Here is a 21483-nt window from a genome sequence, read left to right as displayed (position 1 = left end):
GATGACGAATGGAATTTGAAGCTCGCATCGAAGCTCTTGCCGACAAGGTAAAACAGCATGCCAGCATTCTTGAAACCGAAGAGGCAGCAAAAACCGCGTTGGTAATGCCGTTTCTGCAAGCTTTGGGGTACGATGTCTTCAATCCCGCCGAGGTAGTTCCCGAGTTCACGTGTGATGTTGGAACAAAGAAAGGGGAAAAAGTCGATTACGCAATCTGCCTCGATGGCGACGTGCGAATGTTGGTGGAATGCAAACCTGCCAATCAAGACCTCTCCCTGCGACATGCCTCCCAACTATATCGCTATTTTAGCGTTACCGATGCGAAATTCGCGATCCTTACGAACGGAGCGCATTTTAAGATATTCTCTGACCTCGACTCTTCTAATCGAATGGACGAGAAGCCCTTCTTTGAGTTCGACCTTCGCTCGCTCAAAAAAACCGATGTAAAGAATCTTGCGAAGTTTCAGCGCGCGGGGTTCGACATCGACCAGATCGTGGAAACCGCTGCAAACCTCCAGATGGAAGGGGCGGTGACCAAGGCGATCGAGACTGAAATGCGCGAACCATCTTCCGAGTTCGTCAAGCTGATCGCAGCGCGAGTGACTGATCGACGCCTCACCTCAGGCATTCGGTCCGCGGTGGCGCGTCATATCCCGAATGCGTTCAATGCGATCATTCGGGACCGGTTCAACGAGCGGATCAGTTCAGCAATGAGCGATGCCGATGAAATCGAGCCTGCGAGCAGTTCCGAGATCGAAACTACGCCCGACGAACTCGAAGGTTTTCGTATAGTGAGGTCTATCGGATCGGAGTTAGTTGAACCGTCCCGCATCGTGATTCGAGATTCTAAATCGTACTGTGCAGTTTTGCTCGACGACAACAATCGGAAGCCCGTCGTTCGATTGCGGTTCAATTCTAGCACGACCCGGCATCTCGGGACTTTCGACAAGGATAAGGAAGAGGCGCTAAACCCCATCGATGCAGTGCACGATATCTACAAGTACAAGAACCTTATTCTCGATCGGATTCGGGTGATGCTCGCCGAATAGACCACAATACATCAACGCTAAACACATCAACGCTAAACCAGCTCCTCGATAAACAGCGCCATCAGCATCGCCTGGCTGGTGACGCCGGCCTTGGCATAGACCTGGCTGAGCTGGGAGCGCACGGTGCCCTCTGCCGCGCCGCGCATCGCAGCGATTTCTGCGACACTGCAGCCCTTCAGCGCGAAGACCGCGACATCGCACTGCGCGGGCGAGAGCGACCAGGCGGCGAAGCGCGCGTCCAGCAGGTCGGCCATGGCCCCGCGCGCGATCGCCAGCGCCTCCTCCTGCCGCGCCGCGCGGCGCAGCGTGTCGCGCAGCACCTTCGCGCCTAATGCCACGGCGAGGAACAGGGCCAGCGCGACGAGGCATTCGAGCAGCACCTCGCCCACCGCACCGCGCGTCGCCAGCTCCAGCCAGTCGGCCACCCCGTCGATTACGAAATAGAGCGCGGCGGCAAGCTGCACCGCCACGATGGCGAGCGGCGCGACGGCGTCTTGCGGCAGGGTTCGGGTGGTCATTCGTGCATCCGCTTTCGCTGGAATCCTCTCGGGTAAGCGCCTGCTTATGGCCGCTGCGTGCGCCCGGCACTAGCTCCCCGCTCACACGCAGCACGAGGTACGCCATGACCACCGATCGAGACATTGCCACAGACACCCTGTCCAAGGTGCCCGCCGTCACGCTGGGCTTCTGGATCGTGAAGATTCTCGCCACAACGCTCGGCGAAACCGGCGGCGATACGCTGTCGATGACCTTCAACCTGGGCTACCTCGTCAGCACCGCGATCTTCGTGGTGCCGCTGGTCGCGCTGGTGATCTGGCAGGTGCGGGCGGCGAAGTTCCGCCCCGCGCTGTACTGGGCGACGATCATCGCCTCGACCACGGCGGGCACGACGATGGCGGATTTCGCGACCCGCTCCATCGGGATCGGCTATCCCGGCGGGGCAAGCCTGCTGCTGGCGCTCGTCCTGCTGAGCCTGCTGGTATGGCACCGCGCGATGGGCACCGTCTCGGTCAACCGGATCGACAGCCCCCGGGCAGAGACCTTCTACTGGATAACCATCACCTTTTCGCAGACGCTCGGCACCGCGCTGGGCGACTGGGCGGCGGATACCGGCGGGCTGGGCTATCTGGGCGGGGCGGCGCTGTTCGGCGGCGGGCTGGCGATCCTGGCGCTGCTTTATCTGACCACCAGCGCGAACCGCGTGGCGCTGTTCTGGGCGGCGTTCGTGCTGACCCGCCCGCTGGGAGCGACGGTGGGCGATTTCCTCGACAAGCCGGTGGCGAAAGGCGGGCTCGCACTCAGCCGCCCGATCGCCTCGCTGGTGCTGCTGGCGGCGGTGGCGCTGCTAGTGTGGCTGATACCGCAGCGCGCCGGATCGCATCCGGGCGGGGAGGCGCGGGCCTAGGCTTCCGAATACGGCGTGTTCTCCAGCTTGTGACGCGTGTAGTCGGGCGCGCCGTCGCTTCACCAGACGGGGCCGCGTTCACCGAGCGCGACTTTCGCCGCGTGTACCTTTGCACGGGCGGCTTTCTCAGCCCCGGCATCGCCGGCGCGCTTCGCTGCGCCGACCGCGCGGCGGGCATCCATCAGGTCGTTGACCAAGGCCTGTCTGCGGTCTTCGGAAAGGGAAGGATCGGTCGCGCGCCACAGCACGCCATCGACCACGATGTAGCGACCATCGGGCGTATGCTCCGGCCCGTCGTCCCCCTCGCTCACCTACTCGGCGGGCTCGGCCAACTCGCCATCGAGCGTGCCCTCGCGCACGCCGCGGGCTCGTTCGGGGAGGTCGGCGCGGGCGATCATGGTCAGGTCCATGCCGGTCAGCATCCGCCCGTCATGGGCGAGCAGGGCGATCGGGCCGACCGGCATGCGGTCGCGTTCGTCGACGAGAACCGGGTCGGTCGGGGTACATTCGGCGGAGTATTTCTGCCCCCACTGGCGCAGCGCGAGCATGGCGGGGAGCAGGTCCTTGCCCTTCTCCGTCAGGCGATATTCGATCCGCCGCCGGTCCTCGGGATGCGGCTCGCGATCGAGAATGCCGTTCTCCACCAGCTTGGTCAGCCGGTTGGAGAGGATATTGCGCGCGATGCCGAGCTCGTTCAGGAATTCCTCGAAATGATGCAGCCCGTTGAAACTGGCGCGCAGGATCATGAACGCCCAGCGTTCGCCCATCACCTCCAGCGCTTCGGGCAGGCCGCAGGCACTCAGTTCGCGTAGGGGCTCTCGTACCTTGTCGCTCATCGCAATCCTCTCGAACGGGCCACGCTACGCCCGCGCAGGCAATCACCCAAGGGAATATACGTTTCAGGTTGCAACCCGCTACCTTTCATAATAGGTGGCGATCCGCAACTCGAACCGGATCGAAAGCGTTGCGTCGTCATCGGCGGTTCGATGCACGAAGGAAGGACAACCCATGCTGAACCCCGCAAAATCGAACCGCTCTCTCGCCACCCGCGCCTCCATCGCCGGGCTCGCCCTCGGCTGGACCGCGCTGAGCTTCGGCGCGGCGCTGAGCCCCGCGCCCGCCTCCGCCGATGGCGGCCCCTATTATCGCGCAGAGCTGGCCCAGCCTGCGGGCGAGGCGACGATCATCGCGCGCGGCACCGCTTGGTCGTGCCAGGATACGGTTTGCGCCGCTCCGAAGAAGAGCAATCTGCGCCCGATCCACGTCTGCCGCCATCTGGCGAAGAAGGCCGGCGAAGTGACTCGCTTCACTGTGGAAGGTGTCGATTTCAGCGCCGAAGAGATCGCCGACTGCGCGAAATAAGGCGCTAGATCAGCGCCCGTGCGCGCAAATCCACCGCCAAGGTCGGGGCATCGCGGAAGTGGTGCCCCTGCCAGCCCAGCGCCCGGGCCGCGGCGATATTGTCGGCATTGTCGTCGATGAACAGCATTCGTTCGGGCGCGTAGCCGAACCGCCGCGCGGCAAGGCGGTAGATCGCCGGATCGGGCTTCGCGAGCTTCTCGCAGCCCGAGACGACGATGTCGCGGAAATGGTCGAGCACCGGCCAGTCGGGGGCGAACTGGTCCCAGAACTCGGCACCGAAATTGGTGATCGCGTAGAGCGGCATCCCGCGCGCCGCCAGCGCCTCGACCAGCTCGGCCGTGCCCGCGATCGGCCCCGGAATGCTTTGCGGGAAGCGGGTCGCGTAGGCCTCGATCACCGGGGCATATTGCGGGAACAGCGCCCGGCGTTCGGCCACCATGTCAGCAAGGGCGCGACCGCGATCGACCTGCCCGTGCCACGCTTCCGTCACGGCGTGGGCATAGACCCACGCGATCTCGTCCGGATCGTCCAGCACCTGCGCGAACAGCACACGCAGATCCCATTGCACCAGCACGCGGCCGACATCGAAGACGACCGCGTCCACACGCGAAACGACCGGCGCGGAAGGGCCCGCCCGGTCGCTCATGCTGTCGGATTCTGCGAAGCGTCCGGCATGCGGACGCGCGCCATCAACCCTGGCGGGCCTTGAACTTGCGCACCGTCTTGTTGATGACGTAGGTGCGACCGCGACGGCGGATCACGCGGCAATCGCGATGGCGGTTCTTCAGCGACTTGAGGCTGTTGCGAATCTTCATGGTTTCGTTCCCGGGAATTGAAATCGGCACCGCAGATGGTCTGCGATGCCGCAAAAATCAAGGCGGGCGGATAATCGGGGGCCCGATGCGAGTCAAGCGCCGAACCGCCGAGAGCACGGCTCGGCACAGAAGCGCCGGCGGCGCGTTTGGGTGGGGAAGAGAGAGGAGTCCTCCCATGCGTATCCGGTCCGCCCTGCTTGCCGCGTCCCTGCCCATTACCCTCGCCGCGTGCGCGACCATGGGCAGCCCCAGCCCGGTCGACGTGACCCGCTTCGTCGAGCCAAGCGCGACCGCGCGGCTGGGCACCGGCACCGCTTTCGTCGAGGCGGCGCCCGGATCGCCGGAGGACGGGCTGGCGATGAGCCCCTATATTTCCGCAGTCGCCTCGCAGCTCAACCGGATCGGCTATCGCGAAATGGCGCGCGGCACGGCGGATCAGGTGGTGCAGGTGCGCATCCAGCGTTCGCAGATCGACGCGCAGGGCCGGCGCGGCCCCGTCAGCGTCGGCGTGGGCGGTAGCACCGGCAGCTATGGCTCGGGCCTGGGGCTCGGCCTCGGCATCAATCTGGGCGGCGGCGGCGGCCCGCGCATCGCAACCCAGCTGGGCGTGATGATCCGCGACCGCGCGACCAACGAGGTGCTGTGGGAAGGCCGCGCCGATTTCGACGCGCCCGCCGCATCGCGCTACGCGACCCCTGCCGGGAGCGCGCAGGTGCTGGCGGACGCCGTGTTCCAGAACTTTCCCGGCAATAATGGCGAAACAGTAAGAGTGGAGGTGCCCGAGTGAGCGACATCGCGATCGATACCCAGTTCGACAGCGGAAATATCGAAGTCAAATCGGTGGACGGCGCGAGCGCGCAGCTCGCCTTGCGCAAGGATAAGGACAGCGAATTCGCGCAGTGGTTCCATTTTCGGGTGACGGGTGCCGCGGGGCGCGCGCTCGAACTGACGCTGACCGGCCTCAACGACAGCGCCTATCCCGCGGGCTGGCCCGACTACCGCGCCTGCGTGTCGGAAGATCGCGCCTTCTGGGGACGGGCCGACACGACCTTCGACAAGCATGCCGGAAACGGCACGCTCACGATCCGCTATACCCCCGCGAGCGATATCGCGTGGTTCGCCTATTTCGCGCCCTATTCGATGGAGCGGCACCACGATCTGGTGGCCGAGGCCGCCGCGGCGGAGGGCGTCGCCTATCGCCGCTTGGGCGCGACGCTCGACGGCCAGCCGCTCGATTGCCTCGAAATGGGCGAGGGCGACAAACAGGTGTGGCTCTATGCCCGCCAGCATCCGGGCGAGAGCATGGCCGAATGGTGGATGGAGGGCGCGCTCGAATGCCTGACCGACCCGGCCGACACGCTCGCCCGCGCGCTGCGTGAAAAGTGCCGTTTCCACATCGTGCCCAATTGCAATCCGGACGGTTCGCGCCGCGGGCATTTGCGCACCAATGCGATTGGCACCAATCTCAACCGCGAATGGGAAAGCCCCAGCGCGGAAAAATCGCCCGAAGTGCTCGCCATCCGCAACGCGATGGACCAGACCGGCGTCGATTTCGCGATGGACGTCCACGGCGACGAGGCGATCGCGGCCAATTTCCTCGCCGGGTACGAAGGCATCCCGAGCTGGACCGAGGAGGGCGGCGAGCGCTTCTATCGCTTCCAGCGTATCCTCGCCCGGCGCACGCCCGACTTCCAGGCCGAGAAGGGCTATCCCAAATCGAAGCCCGGCACTGCCAACCTGACGATCAGCACCAACCAGGTCGCCGAGCGTTACGGCGCGACCGCGATGACTTTGGAAATGCCGTTCAAGGACAACGCCGACTGGCCCGATCCGGCGCAGGGGTGGAGCCCCGAGCGGTGCAAGGCTCTGGCGCGCGACTGCCTCGCCGCACTGCTCGAATGGCTCGATGAAGGCTGAACCGGTACGTAACTTTACCGTCGTCACCCTGGGTGTCGTCGGAGCCGTCTTTCTCGTCGCCAGCCTGATTTCGCTGTCGAATTCCAACCAGTGGTTCGTGCGGGTGCTCGATTTCCTGCGCGAACCCTGGGGTTGGCTGGCGCTGCTGCTGGGGGTCGTGGCGGTCCTGGTCAAACGTCCGGCGGGCTATGCCGTTGGCGCGTTGTTCGTGGCGACCGTGCTGATCCAGCTGGTGCGTATCTGGCCTTATGTCCCGCTGGCGAACGACCAGATCCGTCTGTCGCACAAGACCGGCGCGGGGGCGTGCTTTACCGCCCTTGCGCTCAACGTGAAACAATCGAACGACCAGTATGGGCGCGTCGCCTCCCTGATCCGCGAGCAGGAGCCGGACCTGCTGCTGTTGATGGAAACCGATGGCGCCTGGAAAAGCGCTTTGTCCGACGAACTGGCCCGGTTCGCCCATGTGAGCGCCATGCCGCTCGACAACACCTACGGCATGATCTTCGCCACCCGGCTGGAACTCGAACAGGCGCGAATGGTGGCCAACACCTCCGCCGACACGCCGACTATGTACGCGACGCTGGGCCTACCCAACGGGCGAAGGTTCGAGTTCGTGGGGCTTCATCCGCGCCCGCCCAGACCGGGGCAGGATACCGATACGCGCGATGCCAACATCGCCCGCGCGGGGCAGGTCACGCCGAACCGACTAGCCGATGTGCTGGTAATGGGCGATTTCAACGATGTCCCCTGGTCGAGCACCACCAGCCGTTTCCGGCACGAGGGCGGCTATCGCGATCCGCGGATCGGACGCGGGACGTTCCCGACCTTTCCCGCCGGTCATGTATGGCTGGGATGGCCGCTCGACCAGGTTCTGGTGAAGAACGCGATGGAGGTCCAAAGCTTCTCGGTGCTCCGCGATGTCGGCGCGGATCACCGCCCGATGCGCGCGCGGCTGTGTCTGGGATAACCGACCCGCGTCAGCCGAGGCTGGCAGGTCCGAAGGCGCGCGGAAGTAGCTCGCTCAGCTTTACCCGATGCGTCTGCTCCGGGCCGACGCACAGGATTTCCGGGTCGGTTCCGCCCAGCTGGGCCAGCTCGTTCAGCACCTGACGGCATCGGCCGCACGGGGTGATCGGCTCCACCCCGGGGCCGGTCACCGCTACCCGCACCAGTCCGCCACGCACGCCATTGGCCATCGCTTTCGACACCGCCACCGTCTCGGCGCACAGCGACAGGCCGTAGCTGGCGTTTTCGATATTGGTGCCGGTCACGACCGAGCCATCGGCAAAAGCCAGCGCCGCGCCGACCGCGAAGTTCGAATAGGGGGCATAGGAGCGCTCCGCCGCTTCGCGCGCGGCGGCGATGAGGTCGTCTTCGGTCATGCGGTGTGCCCTACTGCGTGCGCGGCCGAATGGCGAGCGCGCTTACGGCTGCACCACCACCCATTCGAGCGGTTCGTCGGCGGCTTGCGTGGGGAGCGCGTGGTTGGCGCTCCACAGCAGCCAGGGCCGCCCGCCATAGGTCGGGGCGAAGCGGTCGCGGGTGAGCCACAGCTGGCGCTCCAGCCGCGCGGCGATGGTGTAGCGGTCCTCGAATTCGGGCGAGACCTTCAGAATCACCGGCTTGCCGACATGCATCTCGATCTGGTTGATGAAGGTCATCAGCTCGCTTTCGACCTGCGCGTCGCCCACTTGCGGGTCGCATTCCTCGCCGGTCTTTGTCAGCGCGATCGCGGGCGGCAGCATGGCCTGGCCGCGCGGCACGGTGGTGACGAAATTAGCCGACTGCCCGTCCGCCAGCCGGCACGGGTCGAACACATGCACCACCCCGACCTGCAGGCCGGCGGCGCGCGCCGCCGCGTAATCGCGCGCGAAGGCCGGATCCTCCCCGTCCGCGCCCGACGTCGCCAGCAGATAGACGAAGTCGGCCCCGATCGCGTGCAGCACGGGAAACTCGACCGCACCGCTCTCCGCGCTCACGAAAGCGCCCTGATCGGGATAGGCATCCTCCGCCGGGCGGAAGTTGCGCATTTCCCACCACCCCCAGCCCGCAGCCAGCAATGCAACGAGCACCAGCGCACCGATGATCCGCGCACGCCAGCGCCTGGCCTTCTTCGTGGTGCGCGCCATCGCCCTCAGCCCTTGATGTGAAGGACGCAGATCAGCGTGAACAGCCGCCGGGCGGTGGCGAAGTCGGTCTCCACCTTCCCCTCCAGCCGCTCCATCAGCAGCTCGGCAGCGTTGTTGTGGACCCCGCGCCGGGCCATGTCGATCGTCTCGATTTCCGCCGGAGTCGCCTTGCGGATCGCCTGATAATAGCTGTCGCAGATGGCGAAGTAATCGCGGATCGGGCGGCGAAACCGCGCAAGGCCGAGCTGCAGCTCCTCCAGCGGTTCGTCGTCGTCGGAGCGGATGTCCATCTTCAGCCGCCCATCGACCACGCTCAATTGGAGCCGGTACGGCCCGTCATGCCCGTTTTCCGCACTGCGCACCGGGCGGAAGGTGTTCTCGTCGATCAGGTCGAAGATCGCCACCCGCCGTTCCTGCTCGATATCGGCGTTGCGCCACAGGATGGTCTCCTCGTCGAGCGAGATGTGAGAGATGCGGTGCTGGTCCATCGGTTCGGGAAGCGCAATCGCAGAAGAAGCGACCGCTCGGCAAGGGGCTCGCGCATCATCCCCGCTTTCCACAGCGCGGGTGTTGCCGGATCGCTTGCCAGCATCCCGGGCGATCCGCATGAGAGAGCGCATGGCCCAAGATACCCTGCTCGAACGCCCCGAAATCGCATCCTCTGCCGAGGCTGCCGGCGCGCGCGCGCTGCCCGCGAATCTGGAGGCGGAGGCGGCATTCTTGGGTGCGGTGCTGATCGACAATCGCGTGGTCGAGGACCTGGCCGCCCCGATTCGGCCCGAGCATTTCCACGCGCCGATCCACGCCCGCATCTTCGAGCGCGTGCTGACGCTGATAGATCGCAACGCCACCGCCAGCCCGGTGACGCTGAAGCCCTATTTCGAAGGGGACGAATTGCTCAAGGAACTCGGCGGGACGACCTATCTCGCGCAGCTGACGCAGGACGGTACCGGGCTGCTGGCGGCGCGCGACCTCGCCCAGCAGATCTACGACCTCGCCCTGCTGCGCGAGCTCATCAGCGTGGGCCGCGGGCTGGTGGAGGAGGCGTTCGACACTTCGCAGGAAGTCGAGCCGATGAAGCAGATCGAGCGGGCCGAGGCCTCGCTCTACGCCGTGGCCGAAGGCGCGATCACCGCGAACGAGGCGAGCAAGTTCTCCGCCGCGACGACAAAGGCGCTGAGCCTGATCCAGCTCGCGATCAATGCGGGCGGCGGCATTTCGGGCAAGACCACCGGGCTGACGAGCGTCAACGAGAAGGTCGGCGGCCTGCACGATTCCGACCTCATCATCCTGGCCGGGCGGCCCGGCATGGGCAAGACCTCGCTCGCAACCAATATCGCCTTCAACTGCGCCGACCGGCTGCTGCGCGACCGGCGCGACGGGATCGAGGAATCGATCGGTGCGGGCGTCGCCTTCTTCAGCCTGGAAATGAGCGCCGACCAGCTCGCCACGCGTATCCTGGCGGAACAGGCGCAGATCAGTTCCGAGGCGCTGCGCATGGGCAAGATCAGCCGCGACGATTTTCAGAAGCTCGCCATCGCCAGCCAGAAGCTGGCCGAGCTGCCGCTGTTCATCGACGACACCCCCGCCCTCACCATCGCGGGGCTGCGCACCCGTGCGCGGCGCCTGAAGAGGAAGCACGAGATCGGCCTGATCGTGGTCGACTACCTCCAGTTGCTGCAGGGTTCGGGCCGCGCCAACGACAACCGCGTGAACGAGATTTCGGAGATCAGCCGGGGCCTCAAGACGCTGGCCAAGGAGCTGGAGGTGCCGGTGATCGCGCTGTCCCAGCTGTCGCGCGCGGTCGAACAGCGCGACGACAAGCGCCCGATGCTGTCGGACCTGCGCGAATCGGGCTCGATCGAGCAGGACGCCGACATGGTCTGGTTCGTCTATCGCGAGGACTATTACGTCGCCGCGAAGGAGCCCAAGCGCCCCACCGAGGCGGACGATCAGGCGATCCACGAACAACACGCGCAATGGGCGGCGCAGATGGAACAGGTCTATGGCCTGGCCGAGCTGATCGTGGCCAAGCAGCGCCACGGTTCCACCGGCAAGGTGCGGCTGAAGTTCGAGCCGCGCATCACCCGCTTCTCCGACCTCGCCGAGGACATGCGTGCCAGCGACTACGATTGACGATCGAGACCGGCGACTGATTCGCTTGCGCCCGGCCCGCCCGCCTGCGACGGTCGGGCGATGGCCAAGGGGGAAACCGACACCGCGCTGCGTTTCGAAGGCGTTTCCAAGCGCTTCGGCAGCGTCCGCGCGGTGGACGATGTCTCGATCGATATAGCACGCGGCAGTTTCGTCGCGCTGGTCGGTGCGTCGGGCTCGGGCAAGTCGACGCTGATGAAGACGGTCAACCGGCTGGTGGTGCCCGATAGCGGGCGCGTGCTCCTGCGCGGCGAAGACGTCGCCAGCCTGCCGCCCGCGAAGCTGCGCCGCCGGATCGGCTACGTCTTCCAGTCGATCGGCCTCTTCCCCCATATGACCGTGGCCGAGAATATCGGCATCATTCCGCGCCTGGCAGGCGATCGGATCGGGTCCGACCGGATTGCCGAACTGCTCGAACTGGTGGAGCTGGACGGCAGCTATGCCACCCGCATGCCGAGCGAGCTGTCGGGCGGGCAGCGCCAGCGCATCGGCGTGGCGCGGGCGCTGGCGGGCGATCCGGTGCTGCTGCTGCTCGACGAGCCGTTCGGCGCACTCGACCCCGTCACGCGCGACCAGCTGGGCGAGCGGGTGCGTAAGCTGCACCGCGATCTCGACCTCACCAGCGTGATGGTGACGCACGACATGGCCGAGGCGCTGCTGCTGGCCGATCGCGTGCTGGTGATGGATGGCGGACGCGTCGTCGCCGACGAGGAACCGCGCGCACTGGTCAACGGGGCGGGCGGCGCCGTCGCGCAAGGCTTCGTCGCGGTGCCGCGCGCGCAGGCCGAGCGGCTGGCGGAACTGGAGATTTGAGCGGGTTCTGGGCCACGCTGTTCGGGCTCGGCGACAAGCTCGCCGCGCATGTCGTGCTCGCCTCCGCCGCGATCGCGCTGGGCATCGCGGTGGCACTGCCGCTGGCCCTATGGGCGAGCCGCAACGCCGCCGTGGCGCGCCTTTCGCTGGGTTTCGCCAGTCTGGTCCAGACGATCCCCGCGCTGGCGCTGCTCGCCCTGTTCTTCCCCGTCCTGCTGTTCGCGCGCGGCCTGTTCGGCGACGGGCTGCCCACGCTCGGCTTCCTGCCCGCTCTGCTGGCGCTGTCGCTCTACGCGCTGCTGCCGATCCTGCGGAACGCGGTCACCGCGCGCGAGCATATGGAGCCCGGCGTGCTGGAGGCGGCGGACGGCGTCGGCATGAGCGGGTGGCAAAAGCTGCGGCTGGTCGAGGCACCATTGGCCGCGCCCTACGTGATGGCGGGCATCCGCACTGCGGCGGTATGGACCATCGGCGCGGCGACGCTCTCCACCACGATCGGCCAGCCGAGCCTGGGCGATCCGATCTTCGCCGGGTTGCAGACGCAGAACTGGACGCTGGTGCTGGCGGGCTGCGTCGCCAGCGCGGCGCTGGCCATGGTGGCCGACGCCCTGCTGGGCACGATCGAGCGCGGCTTCGCCAGCCGCAAACGCTGGTTGGTCTGGACCGGGCTGGGCATCGCGGCGCTCGGCATCGCCGCCTCTGCCTGGGTCCTGTACGGCCCCACACCGCGCGGGGAAGGGCGAACGATCACCATCGCGTCCAAACCGTTCAGCGAGCAATACATCCTCTCGCGCCTGATCGGCGACCGGCTGGAGAGCGCGGGCTACCGGGTCGACTATCGCGACGGGCTCGGCTCGGCGGTGGTGCAGCAGGCGGTTGCGAGCGGCGCGATCGATATCGCGGTCGATTACACCGGCACCCTGTGGGCCAACGAGTTGAAGCGGGAGGACAATCCGGGGCGCGAGGCGATGTACCGCACCATCGTCGACTGGGAGAAGCAGAAAGCGGGTGTGACCGTGCTCGGTCGGCTGGGTTTCGAGAACGCCTATGCATTGGCGATGCGGCAGGACCGAGCCCGCGCGCTGGGCATTTCGTCCATCGCCGACCTCGCGCCCCTCGCCCCCCGGCTGGTGATCGGCGGCGATCCCGAATGGTTCGAGCGGCCCGAATGGGTCGCGGTGACGGACGCCTACGGCCTGCGGTTCGGCGACGCGCGCACCTTTTCACCCACCTTCATGTACAATGCGCTGAAATCGGGCGAGGCCGACGTCATTAGCGCCTACAGTTCCGACGGGCGGATCGCGGCGGACAGCCTGGTGACGCTGGCCGATCCGAAAGGCGCCTTGCCGAGCTACGATGCGCTGATCCTGCTCGCACCGACCGTGGCCGACGATGCGCGGTTGCGCGCGGCGCTGCAGCCATTGCTGGGCGCGATCGACGTCGAAACGATGCGGCAGGCGAACCTCTCGGTCGACCGCACCGATGCGAAGAAGGTCTCGCCCCAGCAGGCCGCGCAATGGCTCGCCCGCAGGATCGGGCTGGACTAGCGGGCGCGCTTCCAGGTCTGCGACTTGCAGAACGGGCCGACGCAGCCCTTCACCGTCAGCGTGTTGGCGTCCGCGCGTTGGAGGCGGGAGCTGTAGGTCTTGCCCGCCTTCGGATCGTAGATCTCGCCCTTCCACTCGTCGCCCTTGTAGGGGCGGAAGCCCGTCAGCACCGCCATACCGAGAAGACGGCGACTGCGCAGCTTCGGATCGGGATTGTTCACGTCACGCTGGCCCACGCCCTGGGGCGGCGGCTTCAGGAACTTAACGACCTTGCCGCACACGCTTTCGCCGCAGCGCCCGATCTCCACGATCGCATCGCCATCCTGCGTGATCCAGCGGCCGGCGACCGATTCCTGCGCCAGCGCGGCTGCGGTCGGGGTCGCGAGTGAAAGCGCGAGTGCGGCGACGGTGAAATGAGATCTCATCGGCAATCCTTCCGGAAAAGTGCGAGCGTCCATGGCCCCGCGCCGGATACCTTAGCCGAACCCCGCCCCTTCCGGCCAGTCGGGAGAGGCGATCGCCATCACCTTGAACAGCGCGCCCATCTCTTTCGGGTCAGTGAGGCGGCGATGCGCGGCCCGGATCTCCTCATCGCGGTCCGGAGCGGAGCGGGCGAGCGCGGCGGCGCGCGCGTCGATACCCAGCGCGCGCAGCCACCAGCCCTGCGCGGTCGTACCGTCCCAGCGCGCGCCATGCGCATGGGCCACATCGCGCAGCGCGGCAAAGTCCACATGCGCGGTCAGGTCGGAGTCTCCCGGATGCGCGAAGACACCGATCTTCTCGTGCCGTTTCACCGCCTGCAACGTGGAGCCGGTGCGCGGCGCGTCGTATCCGTAATCGATCAGCAGCGCCGCACCGCCCTGCGCCGCCAGTCGCCGCGCGATCTCCTGCATGCTCGCCGCCGCGGCGGGACTGGTTTCAATGATCGTCCCCTCGGGCGCGTCGCGGCGTTCCGGCGGCACGGCGCTGTCCATCGGTCGGTCGCCAGCGACGAAGACGAAGGCCTCGCCGTCGAGCCCCACCATCCGCTCGCGCCAGCCCGGCCCGGACCGGACCAGCTGGCGCACCGGCAGGGCATCGAGGAACTCGTTCGCGACCAGCAGCAGCGGCGCATCCTCCGGCACGCTGGCGGGATCGTCGTGAAAATGCGCCTCCGGCACGGCCTGCGCCTGTACCGCACGCAAGGCGGGCGAACCCTCCACCAGATGCACCTCTGGCGCGAGGCCGACCTGCCGCATCGCGCGTAGGGCATCCTTCGCCAACGTTCCGCGTCCGGGGCCGAGCTCGACATAGTGCGCACGTTCCGGCTTGCCCGCGCGCATCCACAGATCGGCCAGCCACAACCCGACCAGCTCGCCGAACATCTGGCTGATTTCCGGCGCGGTGGTGAAATCGCCCGCTTCGCCCAGTGGGTCGCGCGCCGCGTAATAGCGCGCATTGCTCTCGCCCATGAACTGCGAGACCGGGATCGGCCCGTGGGTGCGGATCAGGCGGCGGAAGCGCGCTGCGGTATCGCGCACCCCTTCCTCCACGCCCGGCTCGTCAGGCATCGAGGCGCGTATCTCCCACGGGCTTGGTCACGGTCGGGCGGCGCCAGAGCGACCACGCCATGATCGCCAGCCCGACCAGGATCATCGGGATCGACAGCCACTGCCCGCGCGACAGCCCGGTTTCCGTGACCACATAGGCGAGGTAGCTGTCCGGCGCGCGGAAGAATTCGTTGATGAAGCGCGCACCCGCGACGAACACCGTGAACAGGCCGACCAGCAGGCCGGGCCGCCACCGCGCCTTGGTGTACCAGAACACGCACAGCAGCACGATCGCGGGCACCAGCCCCTCCAGCGCCGCCTGGTAGAGCTGGCTGGGATGGCGCGGCACCTGCAGCGGGTCGGTCGGGAAGATCATCGCCCATGGCACATCGGTCGGGCGGCCGTAGAGCTCGCCATTGATGAAGTTCGCGATCCGGCCGAAGAACATCCCAAACGGGACGTTGACCGCGATGTAGTCGCACACGCGAATCCAGTTGAGCTGGCCGCGCCAGCTGACGAAGGCGATCGCCGCGAGCACGCCCAACACCCCGCCGTGGAAGCTCATCCCGCCGTCCCACAGCCGCAACAGGCCCCACGGCATCCAGCCGGGATGGCTGAAATCGGTGAACAGTTCGGGGCGGTAGAACAGCGCGAAGCCCAGCCGCCCGCCCAGGATGATGCCGAGCGTGCAGTAGAAGAACAGATCCTCCGCATGCCGCTGCGCCATCGGTGCGCCGGGGGCCTTCACCATCTGGCTGAGGTGCCAGTAGCCCAGCACGATGCCCGCGATGTAGGCGAGCGAATAGAAGCGCAGCGTGAAGAAGCCGAGATCGATGCCGGGCCGCAGGCCCAGATCGGCCCAGTAGATCGGATGCTGGGCCACAGCCCCGGCCAGTAGTGACAGCACGCGCGAGACCCCTTATCGGTAGCAGCAAGAAACCCGTCGGATTTGCTGGGGCGGGCTTTGGCACATGCCGGAGCCCGAAGAAACCCTGCGCGTTTACCGGACGGGGCGAACGACGACCAGGAGAGACCATGCCGACCCAGCTCGACAATTCCCTCGATGCCATCATGGACAAGATGACCGCACCGGGGGCCCCGGCGGAAACCGTTCCGTTCACGCGCAACGGCGCGCAGATGCCGGTGCTGAAGAACGCGCCGCCCAGCATGGTGCACTATTTCGCGCACTATTGCGCGGAGCATGCCGACCTGGAATTCCTGGTCGATGCGGACAACCGGCTGACCTTCGCCCAGGCCTTCGATGCGGCACGCCACGTCGCGGCGGGCCTGATCGCGAGCCACGGGGTGGTCAAGGGCGACCGGGTCGGGATCGCGGCGCGCAATTCGGTCAACTGGATCGTCGCCTATATGGGCATCATGATGGCGGGCGGCTGCGCCACGCTGGTCAACGGTTTCTCCAATGGCGAGGAAATGGCCGACGCGATCGACATGGTCGATTCCCGGCTGGTGCTGGCTGATCGCCAGCGCGCCGCGCGGCTCGACGGGATCGATCACGGTGCCACCCTGCTGCCGCTCGAACACGACAAGGCGCCGGCGCAAGGTCTCGCCGCCGTCTGGGGCGATCCCGATGCGACATCGCTGCCCGAGGTCGGCCCGGACGATTATGCGACCCTTCTCTACACCTCGGGCTCCACCGGCCGCTCCAAGGGCGCCTATTCGGACCATCGCGGGGTGGTCCACGGCACCATGAGCTACGCGCTGCAATCGCTGATGGCGAAAAGCTATCTCGAGGCCACCGGGGACGCTCCCAGCGAACAGCCGTGCACTCTGATCGCGGTGCCGCTGTTCCACGTTACCGGCGAAGTGCCGCTGTTCCTGCAAAGCTACGCGCTGGGCCGCAAGATCGTGCTGATGGCGAAGTGGGACGCGGCCGAAGCGATGCGGCTGATCGAGCAGGAGCGCGTGACCTACTTCGCGGGCGTCCCGCTGATGACCTACGAGATGGCGACCCATCCCGAACGCGACCGGTTCGACATGTCCACCTGCCGCAGCTTCGCCGCCGGTGGCGCACCGCGCCCGGCGGACCATGTGGCGAAGATCAAGGAAGCGTTTCCCGAAGGCTTCCCCCTGCTCGGCTACGGCCTCACCGAAACCAACGCGGTTGGCTGCGGCAATTTCAACGAGAACTACATGGCCAAGCCCAACAGCACCGGCAAGCCGAGCCGTCCGCTGGTGGACATGGCGATCATGGACGATGACGGAAACCGGCTGCCGCAGGGATCGATCGGCGAAATCTGCCTGCGCACTGCGTGCAACTTCATCGGCTACTGGAACGACGAGGAAGCGACCAGGGCGGCCTTCACCGACGATATGTTCTTCCGCACCGGGGACCTCGGGCGCTTCGACGAGGACGGCTATCTCTTCATCGTCGACCGCAAGAAGGACATCATCATCCGCGGCGGCGAGAACATCTCGTGCATCGAGGTGGAGGAAGCGATATACGGCTGCGAAGGCATCGCCGAATGTTCCGTGTTCGGCCTGCCCGACGAACGCTATGGCGAAATCGTCGGCGCTACCTATCTGGCAAAGGAAGGGCACAGCGTGTCCGCGGACGAGCTGAGCAGCTTCCTCGAGACGCGCCTGGCACCTTTCAAGCGGCCGGAGAAAATCTGGCAGGCGCATGAGCCGCTGCCCCGGCTGGGCACGCAAAAGATCGACAAGCGTACCCTACGCGACCACTACACCAAGGAAATCCTCGGCGATTGAATAATCTGAAGATCCCCAACCAGCGCGCCGTGATCGACCGGCGCGCCCTTTCCACCGCCATCGAACAGGTGATCGAGCGGGAGGAGAAGGACGCGCGGGCCGGCGTGCTCCATTTGTTGCGCAACGCGCTCCATACCGGGCGGGTGGAAATGCGCACGCGGCTGGAACATCAGCCGTCCGCCGGGCATCAGATCACCGCCGGTTACGCCTTCCTGATCGACCAGATCGTGCGGCTGATCCACGATTACGTGGTTCAGCACGTCCATCCCGTCGCCAACCCGTCCGCCTCCGAACGGATCGCGGTCATGGCGGTGGGTGGCTACGGCCGGGCGGAAATGGCGCCGCATTCGGACGTGGACATCGCCTTCCTTCACCCCGCCCGCCGCACGCCGTGGTGCGAGCAGGTGACCGAGGCGATGCTGTACCTGCTGTGGGACCTGGGCCTGAAGGTCGGCCATTCCAGCCGCACCCCCGACGACGTGATCCGCATGTCGAAGGAAGACCTGACGATCCGCACCGCCCTGCTCGAAGGGCGCTTCCTGTGGGGCGACCGCGACCTCTACGACGCCGCCGCGGCGCGCTATAGGGCCGAGGTCGTGAAGGGTACCGAGCGTCAGTTCGTGTCCGAGAAGCTGGCCGAGCGGGACGCGCGGCACAAGCGGATGGGCGACACGCGCTATGTCGTCGAGCCCAATGTGAAGGAAGGCAAGGGCGGCCTGCGCGACCTGCAGACGCTCTACTGGATCGGCAAGTATGTGCACGGCGTGCGCAGCGCGGCGGAACTGGTCGATGCCGGCCTGTTCACCGATGCCGAATACCGCTCCTTCCGCCGGGCGGAGGGGTTCATGCTGGCGGTGCGGTGCCATTTGCATGACATCACCGGACGCGCGGAAGACCGGCTGACCTTCGATCTGCAGAAACAGGTGGCGGGGCGGATGCAGTTCGCCGACCGGCGCGGCAAGAGCTCGGTCGAACGCTTCATGCAATATTACTTCCTGCAGGCGAAGCGGGTGGGCTCGCTGACCGGAGTATTCCTGGCGCAGATCGAGGACGGCTTCGCCAAAAAGACCGCGCGTAGCGGCTTCTTCGCCGGATTCCGCGCCCGTCCGCGCCAGGTGAAGGGCTATCGCGTCGAGGGCGGGCGCATCGCCGCCCCGTCCGACGAGTGGTTCGAGAAGGATCCGGTACGCTTGATCGAAATCTTCCAGCTGGCCGAGGAGCACGAGCTGGAGGTCGACCCGCGCACTATGCGCCAGGCCGATCGCGACAGCGGCTTCATCCGGGAAGAGACGCGAAACGACCCGCGCGCCAACGCGCTGTTTCTCGATCTGCTCGCGGGCAGGAACGACCCGGAAAAGGTCCTGCGCTGGATGAACGAGGCGGGCGTCTTTGGCCGCTTCGTGCCCGATTTCGGCCGCGTCAACGCGCAGATGCAGTTCAACATGTACCACCACTACACGGTGGACGAGCACACCATCCGCGCGATCGGCTTCCTCAGCCAGATCGAGAAGGGCGAGCTGGAGAAGGACCATCCGCGCGCCACCCGTCTGATAAAGAAGGTGGAGAACCGGCGCGTCGCCTATGTCGCCACCCTGCTGCACGACATCGCCAAGGGTCGTGGCGGCGACCATTCGATTCTGGGCGCGGAAGTCGCCGAGGCGCTGTGCCCCCGCTTCGGCCTGACCGACGCGGAGACCGACCTCGTCGCCTGGCTGGTGCGCTATCACCTGCTGATGAGCGAAACCGCGTTCAAGCGCGACCTGTCCGACCCCAAGACGGTGGAGGATTTCGTCGCCGAGGTGCAGCGGGTGGAGCGGCTGCGCCATCTCGCCATCCTGACCTCGGTCGATATTCGCGCGGTCGGGCCGGGCACCTGGAACAGCTGGAAGGGGCAATTGCTCGGCCAGCTCTACGATGCCTCGGTCGAGCGGATGCGGCTGGGCCACACCGTCAACCACCGGCAGGCGCGGGTGGATCAGCGCATGCGCGACGTGCGCGAGCTGCTGGGCGAGCGTGCGGACCTGCTCGAACAATATGAAGGGCTGCTGCCCGACGCCTACTGGATCGCCGAGCCGACCGACGTCATCGCGCGCAATCTGGTGCAATACGACGCGGCGCGCGATGCCAGCCACGAGCTGTCGATCCACACCGAGTTCGACGAGGAGCGGGGCGCGACGCTGGTCACCGTGATCGCCGCCGACCATCCGGGCCTGTTCACCCGCATAGCGGGCGGCATCCACCTCGCCGGCGCGAACATCATCGACGCGCGCATCCACACGACGCGCAGCGGCTGGGCAGTCGACAATTTCCTGGTGCAGGACCCGGTCGGTCGCCCCTTCGGCGAGGACGAGCAGCTCGCCCGGTTGAAGAAATCGATCGACGAGGCGCTGGCCAATCGCGGCGAGCTGGTGCCCCGGCTGGCGCAGCGCCCGCTGCCGAGAAAACGCGCCGGTGCCTTCGACGTGGCACCGCTGGTGACGGTCGACAACGAAGCCTCCAACCGCTTCACCGTGGTCGAGGTCAACGCGCGCGACCGCTCCGCCCTGCTCAACCGCCTCGGCCGCGCGCTGTTCGAGCAGCGCACGATCCTCCACTCGGCGCATATCACCGCCTATGGCGAGCGCGCCGCGGACACGTTCTACGTGACCGACCTGACCGGCGACAAGATCACCGCCAAGGCGCGACTGGAGGCGATGAAGACCGCGCTGGCCGAAGCCGCCAGCGACGAACGGCAGGCGGAGCTGGAGACGGCCTGAGCCGTACCGTGCTGCGTCCGACCGCGTTGGAGCTCAGGCCCTAATCCCGCGATCCGAACAGCGCGGTGCCAACCCGCACATGCGTTGCGCCCAGTTGCACTGCAGTTTCGTAGTCGCCGCTCATGCCCATGCTGCGCCCCTCCAGCCCGTAGTCGCGCGCCAGCTTGTCGAGCAGGGCGAAGAACGGCGCGGGTTCGATTTCCAGCGGCGGAATGCACATCAGCCCGACTACCGGCACATCGAGCTCGCGTGCCTGCGCCAGCAGCACGGGCAGATCCGCAATCGGGCAGCCGCCCTTCTGCTCCTCCTCCCCCACATCGACCTGCACGAAGCACGGAACGCGGCGTCCGGTCTTGTCGTATGCCTTGGCGAGCGCCTTCAGCAGACTTGGCCGGTCCAGCGAGTGTATAAAGTCGAACTTCCGCGCCGCATCTTCGGCCTTGTTCGATTGGAGGGAGCCGATCATGTGGAGTTCGATATCGGGATGCCGCTCGCGCAGGGCGGGCCACTTCGCCTCCGTTTCCTGCACGCGATTCTCGCCGAAAACCCGCTGGCCTGCGTCGATCAGCGGCTGAATCGCCTGCGCGTCGTGGGTCTTGCTGACCGCTATCAGCGTCACTTCGTCGCGCGCGCGTCGGGCGATCTTGGACGCTTTCGCGATGCGGGACTCGACATCTTCGAGGCGGGAGGCTGCGCTTTCCATCGCACGAGCCTATAGCCGCGCGATGCCCGCGATCCACCCCCTGCCGATGCTGTGGCTGCTGACCGATGTGCGCAACGATGCGCGGCTGGAACAGGCGATCATGCGCTTGCCGACCCGGTCCGCGGTGGTGTTCCGGCACTACCATCTCGATGCCGCGGCGCGGCGGCAGCGGTTCGATGCGCTGGCGGCACTCGCACGGAAGAATGGGCACGCGATCGTCCTCTCGGGCGGCGCGGAAACCGCCGCCGCATGGGGAGCCGACGGCGCTTACGCTCCCCCCGACCGTCTCGGCCCACCGTCCGAACTGCTGCGGATCGCCACTGCGCACGATGCGGACGAGATAGCGCAGGCCGAAGCGGCCAAAGCCGATGCCATCATTCTTTCGCCGGTCTTCCCGACGCGATCGCATGCGGACGCCAAAACGTTGGGCGTCGCCGGATTCCACGCCCTCGCCAAGACCACCCGCCTCCCCGTCATCGCACTCGGCGGCATGACGGCGGAGCGCGCGCGACAGCTCGACTGGGCTCTCTGGGCGGCGATCGACGGGCTGTCCTGAGCCCTCGCTCCGCCGCAGCCA

Annotated in this window: 24 protein-coding genes; 12 read left to right on the top strand and 12 right to left on the bottom strand. The window is 66.6% G+C overall.

Annotation, left to right across the window (positions count from 1 at the left end; all coding sequences use genetic code 11):
- The first annotated feature begins 8 nt into the window (after positions 1–8).
- Positions 9–1049 carry a type I restriction endonuclease gene (locus tag MKP08_RS05090; RefSeq protein WP_241555174.1) on the top strand — a complete coding sequence of 347 codons (1041 nt, stop codon included), beginning with the start codon at positions 9–11 and terminating at the stop codon, positions 1047–1049.
- Between the two features lie 32 nt (positions 1050–1081).
- Here the strand turns inward: MKP08_RS05090 and MKP08_RS05085 are convergent, their stop codons facing one another.
- A complete protein-coding gene (locus tag MKP08_RS05085) occupies positions 1082–1567 on the bottom strand; it encodes a LuxR C-terminal-related transcriptional regulator (RefSeq protein ID WP_241555173.1) in 486 nt (161 codons plus the stop codon).
- A 104-nt stretch (positions 1568–1671) separates the two neighbouring features.
- On the opposite strand from MKP08_RS05085, the gene MKP08_RS05080 reads away from it, so the two are divergent.
- Positions 1672–2454, top strand: a complete 783-nt coding sequence (locus tag MKP08_RS05080; RefSeq protein ID WP_241555172.1) for a hypothetical protein — start codon at positions 1672–1674, stop codon at positions 2452–2454.
- Between the two features lie 59 nt (positions 2455–2513).
- Here the strand turns inward: MKP08_RS05080 and MKP08_RS05075 are convergent, their stop codons facing one another.
- Both MKP08_RS05075 and MKP08_RS05070 read right to left on the bottom strand, forming a co-directional pair.
- The gene (locus MKP08_RS05075) at positions 2514–2765 is read right to left on the bottom strand and encodes a hypothetical protein (protein ID WP_306300123.1); all 252 of its coding nucleotides are present in this window, start codon (positions 2763–2765) and stop codon (positions 2514–2516) included.
- A complete protein-coding gene (locus tag MKP08_RS05070; protein WP_241555171.1) occupies positions 2766–3290 on the bottom strand; it encodes a helix-turn-helix domain-containing protein in 525 nt (174 codons plus the stop codon).
- A 172-nt stretch (positions 3291–3462) separates the two neighbouring features.
- Here MKP08_RS05070 and MKP08_RS05065 point away from each other — a divergent pair, with 172 nt between their 5' ends.
- On the top strand, positions 3463–3816 hold the full coding sequence (locus MKP08_RS05065) for a hypothetical protein (RefSeq protein WP_241555170.1): 354 nt from the start codon (positions 3463–3465) through the stop codon (positions 3814–3816).
- Positions 3817–3820: 4 nt separating this feature from the next.
- On the opposite strand, the gene MKP08_RS05060 is transcribed toward MKP08_RS05065, so the two are convergent.
- Both MKP08_RS05060 and ykgO read right to left on the bottom strand, forming a co-directional pair.
- Positions 3821–4462, bottom strand: coding sequence for an HAD family phosphatase (locus MKP08_RS05060; RefSeq protein WP_241555169.1), 642 nt, complete (start codon positions 4460–4462; stop codon positions 3821–3823).
- Between the two features lie 43 nt (positions 4463–4505).
- Positions 4506–4631: a type B 50S ribosomal protein L36 gene (gene ykgO / locus MKP08_RS05055; protein WP_160735550.1), complete on the bottom strand. Its 126-nt coding sequence runs from the start codon at positions 4629–4631 to the stop codon at positions 4506–4508.
- Between the two features lie 175 nt (positions 4632–4806).
- Here ykgO and MKP08_RS05050 point away from each other — a divergent pair, with 175 nt between their 5' ends.
- The 3 genes from MKP08_RS05050 to MKP08_RS05040 are packed head-to-tail and all read left to right on the top strand — an operon-like array spanning position 4807 to position 7515.
- Positions 4807–5418, top strand: a complete 612-nt coding sequence (locus MKP08_RS05050; RefSeq protein WP_241555168.1) for a DUF4136 domain-containing protein — start codon at positions 4807–4809, stop codon at positions 5416–5418.
- Complete coding sequence (locus tag MKP08_RS05045; protein WP_241555167.1) at positions 5415–6548, top strand: M14-type cytosolic carboxypeptidase; 1134 nt, start codon at positions 5415–5417, stop codon at positions 6546–6548. The genes MKP08_RS05050 and MKP08_RS05045 overlap by 4 nt, the downstream gene beginning before the upstream one ends.
- Positions 6538–7515 carry an endonuclease/exonuclease/phosphatase family protein gene (locus MKP08_RS05040; RefSeq protein ID WP_241555166.1) on the top strand — a complete coding sequence of 326 codons (978 nt, stop codon included), beginning with the start codon at positions 6538–6540 and terminating at the stop codon, positions 7513–7515. The genes MKP08_RS05045 and MKP08_RS05040 overlap by 11 nt, the downstream gene beginning before the upstream one ends.
- Before the next feature lie 10 nt (positions 7516–7525).
- On the opposite strand, the gene MKP08_RS05035 is transcribed toward MKP08_RS05040, so the two are convergent.
- The 3 genes from MKP08_RS05035 to MKP08_RS05025 are packed head-to-tail and all read right to left on the bottom strand — an operon-like array spanning position 7526 to position 9165.
- Positions 7526–7930, bottom strand: coding sequence for a cytidine deaminase (locus MKP08_RS05035; protein ID WP_241555165.1), 405 nt, complete (start codon positions 7928–7930; stop codon positions 7526–7528).
- 42 nt (positions 7931–7972) lie between these two features.
- Entirely contained in the window at positions 7973–8677 is a 705-nt protein-coding gene (locus MKP08_RS05030; protein ID WP_241555164.1) for a glycoside hydrolase family 25 protein, read from the bottom strand.
- Between the two features lie 5 nt (positions 8678–8682).
- On the bottom strand, positions 8683–9165 hold the full coding sequence (locus MKP08_RS05025) for a UPF0262 family protein (RefSeq protein WP_215229157.1): 483 nt from the start codon (positions 9163–9165) through the stop codon (positions 8683–8685).
- A gap of 130 nt (positions 9166–9295) precedes the next feature.
- Here MKP08_RS05025 and MKP08_RS05020 point away from each other — a divergent pair, with 130 nt between their 5' ends.
- The 3 genes from MKP08_RS05020 to MKP08_RS05010 are packed head-to-tail and all read left to right on the top strand — an operon-like array spanning position 9296 to position 13191.
- A complete protein-coding gene (locus MKP08_RS05020; RefSeq protein WP_241555163.1) occupies positions 9296–10813 on the top strand; it encodes a replicative DNA helicase in 1518 nt (505 codons plus the stop codon).
- Positions 10814–10873: 60 nt separating this feature from the next.
- Positions 10874–11644, top strand: a complete 771-nt coding sequence (locus MKP08_RS05015) for an ATP-binding cassette domain-containing protein (protein WP_241555162.1) — start codon at positions 10874–10876, stop codon at positions 11642–11644.
- Positions 11641–13191 carry an ABC transporter permease/substrate-binding protein gene (locus MKP08_RS05010; protein ID WP_241555161.1) on the top strand — a complete coding sequence of 517 codons (1551 nt, stop codon included), beginning with the start codon at positions 11641–11643 and terminating at the stop codon, positions 13189–13191. Before MKP08_RS05015 ends, MKP08_RS05010 begins: the two co-directional genes overlap by 4 nt.
- Here MKP08_RS05010 and MKP08_RS05005 read toward each other — a convergent pair.
- The 3 genes from MKP08_RS05005 to lgt are packed head-to-tail and all read right to left on the bottom strand — an operon-like array spanning position 13188 to position 15627.
- Positions 13188–13616: a DUF2147 domain-containing protein gene (locus MKP08_RS05005; RefSeq protein WP_241555160.1), complete on the bottom strand. Its 429-nt coding sequence runs from the start codon at positions 13614–13616 to the stop codon at positions 13188–13190. The genes MKP08_RS05010 and MKP08_RS05005 overlap by 4 nt on opposite strands.
- 51 nt (positions 13617–13667) lie before the next feature.
- On the bottom strand, positions 13668–14741 hold the full coding sequence (locus MKP08_RS05000) for a class I SAM-dependent methyltransferase (RefSeq protein ID WP_241555159.1): 1074 nt from the start codon (positions 14739–14741) through the stop codon (positions 13668–13670).
- Positions 14734–15627 carry a prolipoprotein diacylglyceryl transferase gene (gene lgt, locus MKP08_RS04995; protein ID WP_241555158.1) on the bottom strand — a complete coding sequence of 298 codons (894 nt, stop codon included), beginning with the start codon at positions 15625–15627 and terminating at the stop codon, positions 14734–14736. Before lgt ends, MKP08_RS05000 begins: the two co-directional genes overlap by 8 nt.
- Positions 15628–15755: 128 nt before the next feature.
- On the opposite strand from lgt, the gene MKP08_RS04990 reads away from it, so the two are divergent.
- Both MKP08_RS04990 and MKP08_RS04985 read left to right on the top strand, forming a co-directional pair.
- Positions 15756–17447 (top strand): class I adenylate-forming enzyme family protein, encoded by a 1692-nt coding sequence (locus MKP08_RS04990; protein ID WP_241555157.1) that lies wholly within the window; start codon positions 15756–15758, stop codon positions 17445–17447.
- The gene (locus MKP08_RS04985) at positions 17444–20203 is read left to right on the top strand and encodes a [protein-PII] uridylyltransferase (protein WP_241555156.1); all 2760 of its coding nucleotides are present in this window, start codon (positions 17444–17446) and stop codon (positions 20201–20203) included. Before MKP08_RS04990 ends, MKP08_RS04985 begins: the two co-directional genes overlap by 4 nt.
- A gap of 40 nt (positions 20204–20243) precedes the next feature.
- On the opposite strand, the gene MKP08_RS04980 is transcribed toward MKP08_RS04985, so the two are convergent.
- Positions 20244–20906 carry a YggS family pyridoxal phosphate-dependent enzyme gene (locus MKP08_RS04980; protein WP_241555155.1) on the bottom strand — a complete coding sequence of 221 codons (663 nt, stop codon included), beginning with the start codon at positions 20904–20906 and terminating at the stop codon, positions 20244–20246.
- Between the two features lie 22 nt (positions 20907–20928).
- Here MKP08_RS04980 and MKP08_RS04975 point away from each other — a divergent pair, with 22 nt between their 5' ends.
- Entirely contained in the window at positions 20929–21462 is a 534-nt protein-coding gene (locus MKP08_RS04975) for a thiamine phosphate synthase (protein ID WP_241555154.1), read from the top strand.
- The last annotated feature ends 21 nt before the right edge of the window (positions 21463–21483 follow it).

The sequence above is a fragment of the Erythrobacter sp. LQ02-29 genome, from assembly GCF_022576075.2.
In the GTDB taxonomy this organism is placed as follows: Bacteria; Pseudomonadota; Alphaproteobacteria; order Sphingomonadales; family Sphingomonadaceae; genus Alteriqipengyuania.
Note: the sequence above shows the minus strand (reverse complement) of the source record. Positions and strands in the feature narration are given on the sequence as shown.